This window comes from Gammaproteobacteria bacterium, assembly GCA_022450155.1.
Classification (GTDB): Bacteria; Pseudomonadota; Gammaproteobacteria; order Arenicellales; family UBA868; genus REDSEA-S09-B13.
The window spans coordinates 1-4,638 of the sequence record JAKUQR010000059.1 but is presented as its reverse complement, the minus strand read 5'-3'; the positions used below and the strand labels follow the sequence as shown (position 1 = coordinate 4,638).

6 protein-coding genes are annotated in these 4,638 nt (G+C 51.6%); all 6 read right to left on the bottom strand.

Going from position 1 to position 4,638, the window contains the following annotated elements; genetic code table 11:
• Nucleotides 1-58 precede the first annotated feature (58 nt).
• From MK323_15100 to MK323_15075, 6 genes are read right to left on the bottom strand one after another with little or no spacing between them, the layout of a single operon-like run.
• Complete coding sequence (locus MK323_15100) at nucleotides 59-775, bottom strand: transaldolase (GenBank protein MCH2483472.1); 717 nt, start codon at nucleotides 773-775, stop codon at nucleotides 59-61.
• A 4-nt stretch (nucleotides 776-779) separates the two neighbouring features.
• Nucleotides 780-1,340 (bottom strand): HAD-IIIA family hydrolase, encoded by a 561-nt coding sequence (locus tag MK323_15095; GenBank protein ID MCH2483471.1) that lies wholly within the window; start codon nucleotides 1,338-1,340, stop codon nucleotides 780-782.
• Nucleotides 1,322-1,918 (bottom strand): SIS domain-containing protein, encoded by a 597-nt coding sequence (locus MK323_15090; GenBank protein ID MCH2483470.1) that lies wholly within the window; start codon nucleotides 1,916-1,918, stop codon nucleotides 1,322-1,324. Before MK323_15090 ends, MK323_15095 begins: the two co-directional genes overlap by 19 nt.
• Nucleotides 1,919-1,931: 13 nt before the next feature.
• Entirely contained in the window at nucleotides 1,932-2,636 is a 705-nt protein-coding gene (locus MK323_15085; GenBank protein ID MCH2483469.1) for a nucleotidyltransferase family protein, read from the bottom strand.
• A 5-nt stretch (nucleotides 2,637-2,641) separates the two neighbouring features.
• Nucleotides 2,642-3,622 carry a galactokinase gene (locus MK323_15080; protein MCH2483468.1) on the bottom strand — a complete coding sequence of 327 codons (981 nt, stop codon included), beginning with the start codon at nucleotides 3,620-3,622 and terminating at the stop codon, nucleotides 2,642-2,644.
• Nucleotides 3,606-4,601, bottom strand: a complete 996-nt coding sequence (locus MK323_15075; protein MCH2483467.1) for a Gfo/Idh/MocA family oxidoreductase — start codon at nucleotides 4,599-4,601, stop codon at nucleotides 3,606-3,608. The genes MK323_15080 and MK323_15075 overlap by 17 nt, the downstream gene beginning before the upstream one ends.
• Nucleotides 4,602-4,638 lie beyond the last annotated feature (37 nt).

The following is a 4,638-nucleotide window of genomic DNA, read 5'->3' as shown; positions in this document are numbered from 1 at the left end:
CTTTCTTATTATGCTGACGCTGTTCTCAGTGTGCTGACAGCACCCGTTCAGTAATTAATCAGAGCGTATAACCCGCACTTTGTGCGTCATCATAAAACATCTGGACTGTTTCTAGTGAATACTCGGCGAGGTCCTTACCGCCCAGTGCCAGTTTGCGAATGAGATCGTTGGTCGCTGTGATGATATGGCAACCAATATTGTCAGCCTGGTAAATATTCAATACCTCGCGTGGGCTCGCCCATAATAGTTCCGCTTTCGGGGCAACTTTTAGAAGGGTCAACGATTCCTGCATGACAGGAACAGGATCAAGACCAGTATCCGCAATACGACCGGCAAACACCGAAACAATACTGTCAGGACCATCCTTAAGCGCGTCAGCGACATTCTGGACCTGCTCAAGTGTCAAAATAGCCGTCACGTTCAGGTGAACACCGGCGCCACAAAGCCGCGCGATGAGATCGTAGGCCATTTCCTGACGCGTATTAGTCACGGGAATCTTGACATAGACGTTCTCACCCCAGGTCTTGATTTCCAGAGCCTGGCGTTCCATGTCTGTGAACTCGTCTGCAAACACCTCAAACGATATGGGCCGGTCTGGTATGGCTTGAAGTATCTCGTGGGCAAAGGCCTTGTAATCGGTGATACCTGCTTTTTTCATCAGGGTTGGATTGGTGGTGAATCCTTGAATGTAGGGTTTGGCATACATCTCCAGCATACCGTCACGATCCGCACCATCGGCGTATATCTTTACCTTCAAGTTATCCAAAGCGTTCATTCTATTAACCTCCTAGGTCACCTATCGTCTCCCCGCGTATTAAAGGCACCAGCTGTGCCAGCTTAGAGATCGTATGGTCAGGTTTGGTCCTCAACTTCTCATCATACCCATATTCCAGAAACACGGTGTTACAGCCCGCCGCAGCACCAGCATCAATATCCTTCCAGCGATCCCCAATCAGCCAGGACGCAGCCAGATTCAGACCGTATTCCTTTTGTGCGTCAACAATCAGCCCGGGGCGCGGTTTCCGGCAGCTACACTGGTCACTATCGTCGTGATAACACGCAAATATCTTTTCGATGGGCAACTCGGTCAGTATGGCTGTATGAAATGATTCTACAACCTCACGGCTTTGCAATCCGCGCCCAACATCGGGCTGGTTTGTCACACAAAACAGAAGATATCCCAGACTTTTGAGCTCCAGAGTGACTTCTTTTATAGGTTCAACCCAGAAGAACTCGGTCATATCGGCAGGCGAAAAGGGGTGTCCATCTCGAACCTGTGCCTGATTAATGACACCGTCCCGATCCAGGAACACGGCTCGGTTTAACGGATTGATTCCCATTTGGTCTGGCTGGCCTTCAAATCCGGGTGCGACACCAAAAGATGCCAGATGACTGCCTGAAATGCTTCAGAATGAGGTGTGATAGTGTCGGTATTTACAGTCGGCACTATCAGACAGACATCGGCCACGGTCGCCGTGAATCCACCGTCTCTGCCCACAACACCGGTAATGGCCGCTCCCACCGACTTGGCATGCTGAAGCGCTCGAACCAGATTCGGACTGACGTTCTTCTCAAGGTTTCCACCACCCACAGAAAATATGAAGACCGCATCCTTATCATTCAGACGACTGGTCTTAAGCCATTCAACAAAAACGGTGTCCCACCCCTCGTCATTGGTCCGAGCAGTCAATTCAGACACATTGTCTGTCGGTGCATAGGCCTCTATACCGACGATTTTTCGGAAGTCATTGACCGCATGGGAGCAGTTACCCGCACTGCCACCCACACCGAGAAAAAACAAACGCCCACCGTCTGCCCTGACTCGTGCCAAAAGCGCGGCCATGCCTTCAATCGCATCGGTATCCAGCTTAGTGAGAATCTCGCCGGCTTCCTTCAAGTGCTGTTCACTGTACGTCATTGTCGAAGACTCCTTATAAACTCGCTTTCGATCTTAAAAAATCCTCCGTCTGAGCCAAACCATCGGGAGAGCCAATTTCATAAAACCGCTCAAAAACTTCGAATCCGGCCAGTTGCCCGGCATTTGCAAGTGCTTCATAGACCGTTGCAAGATCAAAGACTTTTTCCTGGCAGTAATGCTCAACGACACTCTTAGATAGCACACCCAGACCATAGTCTATATAGGCCATGGCGTGCCGCGGCTTGGCCTTATTGTATTCAAGAACCTGCCCATTGTTAAAGACCGCGTTACTGGTATCCCACTCGCCTTCATTTCGATAAACCGTCATCAATCCTGGTAGATCACTGTCGTGATAAGCCTGTTCAACGGTGGAGAAACTCACCGGCAAGAATGAATCCCCATAGAGCACAAAAAACTCGGGTCCAAGCAGCGGTAACGCCTTGCCGAGTGCACCCCCCGTACCGAGCAGGGTCGTTCCATCATCTGAATACTCAACCACAATCCCAAACTCCGATCCATCGCCAACAATCTGCGCAATCTGGGTTGAACGATACCCCGTACACAGCACGACGCGTGACACACCCTGGTCACGCAGATATTCAAGCTGCCATAGAACAAATGGTCGACCGGCAACGGGTACCAGTGCTTTGGGAATCGTCTTTGTGATTGGGCGCAACCGGGTGGCAAGGCCACCGGCTAAAATCGCTACGGGGAGCATTGGATTCAGGTGATAGTGGTGGTGGTGCCTTCAAAGTCGAAGCGGAATCTGACTTCCTCTAACCCTGCTTCGATCATTGCTCTTTTCAGCATTTCGCGATCGCGGGCATAGAACATCAGGAACCCTCCACCACCCGCACCCACGAGCTTACCCCCAACCGCACCATGGTCCATTGCCAGCGCATACCACTGGTCAATCTGTGGATTGCTCATACCTCCGGAGCGTTTTTTCTTGTGTTCCCAGTGCTCATGCATGATTTCACCAAACAGCACCGGATCACCACCTTCAAGCGCTTCCCGACTCCTAAGGCCCAGTTCTTTCACATAGTGAAGATTATTCAACATCTCCTGATCGTTTTTCTGACTTCGGGTTTTCTGGTCTTTTAAAATGCTCCCCGCACTGCGTGAAAACCCAGTAAAAAACAAAAGCAGGTTGTCTTCCAGATCGTGCAAAGTATCACTGTCCAAACGCAACGGCTCAGCCTTGACCGTGTCATCCGGGTTAAAGTTAAAACAGGTGATGCCGCCATAGGCAGCGATGTACTGGTCCTGCTTACCGATGGGCTCTCCCAGACGGTCGATCTCGATATGGCAGGCCATTTCTGCCAGTTCCTGCGGGTGCACCAGTTGGCGTTGATGGGTTGACAACGCCCGCAGCAGCGCTGTCGTAAAGCTGCCGGAAGATCCCAGCCCTGTGCCTGCTGGTATGTCAGCCAGCGTTGTAATCTCAATCTGTGGCGATCCCAAACCCACCAATTGAATCGCCTCTCTGATAATCGGATGTTTCACTTCGTCAGCTCTCGTCACATGCTCGAGTTCCGAATATTTGAGGTAAATTCCGGGACTGAAGGGCCGCATCACCGTAACATAAACGTACTTGTCGATGGCCGCGGCAATTAGAAACCCACCATGATCCCGATAGTACGATGGCAGGTCGGTACCACCCCCACCGAGGCTGATTCGAAGCGGACTACGGGCGATGATCATAGCCACTCTGCTCATAAAGGCTTTCGACAATTTGGAGTACAGCAACGGCGTCGGTCAACCCTGGCTGGGGTTGCCGCCCGAGTTCGATATCTTGTCGGAACTGATTCATTTCAACTTGCCAGGAATTGTCGTGCATCGGGTACTCCCAGGAGACGGTTTCCGGCGGACCCATCTCTGGCAGCATCTTGTACCAGGTCAAGCGCTCAACACCATAGCTGCCGCCCAGTCCATCAACCTGCAACTTACCATTGCGCCCATAAAGTTCAAAGGAGAATGTGTTTTTCCATTCAGTACAGCTGACATGGAGAAATGCAGTCCGTTGATCTTCTGTTCTTAACAGCATGAAAGCATTGTCATCGACAGGCATGTCCCAATAATAAGTATGGGCGAATCCGTCGACCTCTAAAAAATCACCCAGAAACCATCGGGCAAGATCTATCAGGTGAACGCCCTGGTCAATCAGTTCTCCGCCACCGGATAACGCTGGCTGGGCCCGCCACTCTTGCTCATAACCCAGACGACCGCCGTGCCCATATCGAGCGCGAAGAAACATCAATTCGCCTATTTCTCCCGCATCAACAATCCCACGCATTTTCTGGAATGCTCGATGGCAACGGTGATTGAACCCCACTCTAACCAGAACATTTTGTCTTTCAGCCATCGTGATCAGGGGATCCAGTTCCGCCATGAACCGTGCTGCGGGTTTTTCAACCAGCACGTGACAGCCGGCGGCGATGGCACCCGCCATGATCTCCGCGAGACTGTTGTGCGGCGTAGAAACCATGACGACGTTAACTTGTTTATCGTTGACGGCATCCTGCCAGTCTGTCATCGGTCGACAACCTGGGAAACGTGATGCCAGTGCTTCAGCTTTAACGGGGTCCACATCCACGCACGCCCGGAGCACCATGTCGTCAAGCGTATCAGCCCGTTTAATCCCAATAAGACCACAACCCACGATGGCGACGCCGAGTTTCACCAGTCAAGCCCACGGTCAGATGGAACAATCCGCCGCA

Excerpts from the sequence above, each read along its gene's own strand:
- MK323_15080 (MCH2483468.1), bottom strand. The coding sequence starts at position 3,622 with ATGATCATCGCCCGTAGTCCGCTTCGAATCAGCCTCGGTGGGGGTGGT.
- MK323_15085 (MCH2483469.1), bottom strand. The coding sequence starts at position 2,636 with ATGCTCCCCGTAGCGATTTTAGCCGGTGGCCTTGCCACCCGGTTGCGC.
- MK323_15100 (MCH2483472.1), bottom strand. The coding sequence starts at position 775 with ATGAACGCTTTGGATAACTTGAAGGTAAAGATATACGCCGATGGTGCG.
- MK323_15090 (MCH2483470.1), bottom strand. The coding sequence starts at position 1,918 with ATGACGTACAGTGAACAGCACTTGAAGGAAGCCGGCGAGATTCTCACT.
- MK323_15095 (MCH2483471.1), bottom strand. The coding sequence starts at position 1,340 with ATGGGAATCAATCCGTTAAACCGAGCCGTGTTCCTGGATCGGGACGGT.